The 2,349-nt window shown below is 58.5% G+C and carries 2 protein-coding genes and 3 pseudogenes; 3 read left to right on the top strand and 2 right to left on the bottom strand.

Annotated features, from left to right (window positions below; all coding sequences use genetic code 11):
* Positions 1-525: pseudogene (locus BG842_RS01400) on the top strand (hypothetical protein); the annotation flags it as partial.
* Here BG842_RS01400 and BG842_RS01395 read toward each other — a convergent pair.
* On the bottom strand, positions 504-758 hold the full coding sequence (locus tag BG842_RS01395) for a hypothetical protein (protein WP_069449382.1): 255 nt from the start codon (positions 756-758) through the stop codon (positions 504-506). The pseudogene BG842_RS01400 and the gene BG842_RS01395 overlap by 22 nt on opposite strands.
* A gap of 445 nt (positions 759-1,203) precedes the next feature.
* On the opposite strand from BG842_RS01395, the gene BG842_RS30830 reads away from it, so the two are divergent.
* On the top strand, positions 1,204-1,458 hold the full coding sequence (locus BG842_RS30830) for a hypothetical protein (protein ID WP_069449380.1): 255 nt from the start codon (positions 1,204-1,206) through the stop codon (positions 1,456-1,458).
* Positions 1,377-1,625, top strand: a pseudogene (locus tag BG842_RS32885) (class I SAM-dependent methyltransferase); the annotation flags it as partial. The gene BG842_RS30830 and the pseudogene BG842_RS32885, both read left to right, overlap by 82 nt.
* Before the next feature lie 341 nt (positions 1,626-1,966).
* Here the strand turns inward: BG842_RS32885 and BG842_RS01380 are convergent.
* Positions 1,967-2,349: pseudogene (locus BG842_RS01380) on the bottom strand (NAD(P)/FAD-dependent oxidoreductase); the annotation flags it as partial.

Below are 2,349 nucleotides of genomic sequence, written 5' to 3'. Positions count from 1 at the left end.
CGTGACCTCGCCGATTCCAACCGTTCCGAAGCGTGGGGCGGTAGCGGTTCCTTCGTGGCCGTTTTCCACGCTCCGGACGCCGACGTTTGGCATCTCGTGACGCCGTACGAGGACGGAATCGGTGACATCACCACCGGCCGACCCGTTCTCCGGCGGTACGTCCTCGGAGCGGGCGAAACGCACCGAACCGTCGCCAGCGCGCTGGCGGGACTGAACGCGACCGAGAGCGGTCTCGCCGACCGAATTCACGACGCCTTCCGTCTCGAGTCGGTCACGCGGCGGTTCTACGAGGAGTACACGGAGGTGTTCGATACCCTCCGCACCGAACTCCGGGAGAAGGGAATGTCGGAGCGTCGGGCGTCTTCGAACACCGCTCCGGGACTCGCCAACGCTTTGAGCGCGGACAACTCGAACGCCAGCGTCATCTCGCCGCTTCCGCTCATGCTCATGTCCCTACATCCCGTCCTGCGGGAGAAAACGGCTTCGGTTGCTCGTTCGCCCGGTCAGGGCACGTCGATTCGGTAGTAGTCGTCGAACACCACGAGGGCGTCGGTCGTGAACTCGTTCGCCACCGCTTCGGTCATCCTCACGACTCGTTCGCGGCCGTCGATTTCCGCGAACACCTGTTGAGTCGCCTCCGAGAGTTCGTCGAAGTGGTACACCCGAACGCCCGCCGGGACGGTTTCGGTTCGGGTGATGGTAAAGGCCGTCTCTCCGGTCGATGCGGACGCGAGACTACTCGTGCTGTTCGAAGCCATTGATACATGTTACCAATTGTCTTAGCACCTCTTAAACCTTGTGGCGATTGTCTCGAAAAAACGTGATGGTTCTTCCGCTACGCGAGCAGTACCCGGAAATAACCGGTGTACTTCACGAAATCGCCGTCACTGAACTGTCCAGCTGTCTCCCAGTCGATGAGTTGTTCGCCGCGTTCGACGACGCTCGGGAAGTGCCCTTTCGCGTCGTATTCGAGTTCGTCGTAGTGTCGAACGCGCGCGTCGTTCGGAATCGAATCTACCGGTTCGACGGCTTTTTTTCACGAATTCTCCCGACCGAGCATGGCAATGATACCAACTGTCGTGGTAGTACTTAAACCTTCACGTCGTGACAATACGGAGATACGCTGGAACGCACCACGGTCAGAACGACAGACCGGCAGAAAATATTTCACTGTTAGTTCGGTAGAACGTCCGAGGTCAAAGTTTGGAGACAGACGATAACGCTCCAGTCGAGCAAACGATCGAAGGGTATGACATCTTAGCAGAGAAGGCAGACGACCTCGACCGCACCGCGAGTCCGTGGGGTCGAGCTATTTTCAGCGACACTATTCGTGGCCCGCAACGCGAACCGTACTTCCGGAACTTTCCGGTCGCCGGGTGTTGCTCGCGGGGTGTGGCCGCGGCGATCACGTTCCGTGGTTCCACGAAAACGGCGCGACCGTTACCGGCGTGGACGTGAGCGCAACGGCGATTCAGCACGCAAAAGACGAGTTCGGCGACGAGGGAACGTTCCATCGCGCGGATTTGACCGAACCGCTCGACTTCGCTAACGATTCACTCGACGTCGTCTTCAGCAATCTGGTGTTCAGCCACATCGAGGAGTGGCGACCAGTGTTCTCGGAATTTCGTCGCATCTTGGAACCAGACGGGACCTTCGTCGTCACCACGATACATCCGCGATACCTCCGAACCGAGTTCGAAATCGAGAGCTACTACGAAACCAAGAAAGTGATGAACGAGTGGCCAGAAGTCGATATTCCGACGTATTACCGACCGATAAGTGAAGTCATCAGTTCGTTTCTCGGGCTGGTTTCCACCTGCAGACGGTCGAGGAACCGAAACCCGAACCCCAGTTCGAGGACCACCATCCGAAACGATACCGCGATGCGTTGCGGAACCAGAACTACTCGTTATCCGAGCAGCTGCCAATTGACGAATCCCCCCGACAAAAATTCCGTACTACGGCCTCACTGTTCCTGCTGGGGTGCGAGTTTGTCCGGGTCGAAATCCTTCTCGAGGAGGATTTCCTTCTGGTCGGCACACTCGACCTCGTTGCGGATGAGGTCCTTGTACTTGCCCTGCGGGGCGATATCGCCGATGAGGACGCCGCCGATGAGTTTTCCGTCCTTGAACGAGAGGCGACGCCATTCGGTTTCGCTGTACTTCTCCTCGCACTCGTCGTCGCCCATCGTCGGGAAGCCGAAGGAGAGGAACGGGAAGTCGAAGTGAGTGATGGAGTACGACGAAACCCACCGGAACTCCTTTTCCTCGTCGTCCGCGACCATGTTCTTCGCGGCGATGACGCCCTGCTGTTTCGCGCTGCCCCACGACCCGTTCTGGGCGTACTCGT

This window comes from Haladaptatus sp. W1, assembly GCF_001723155.1.
GTDB classification, from domain to species: Archaea; Halobacteriota; Halobacteria; order Halobacteriales; family Haladaptataceae; genus Haladaptatus; species Haladaptatus paucihalophilus.
Note: the sequence above shows the minus strand (reverse complement) of the source record. Positions and strands in the feature narration are given on the sequence as shown.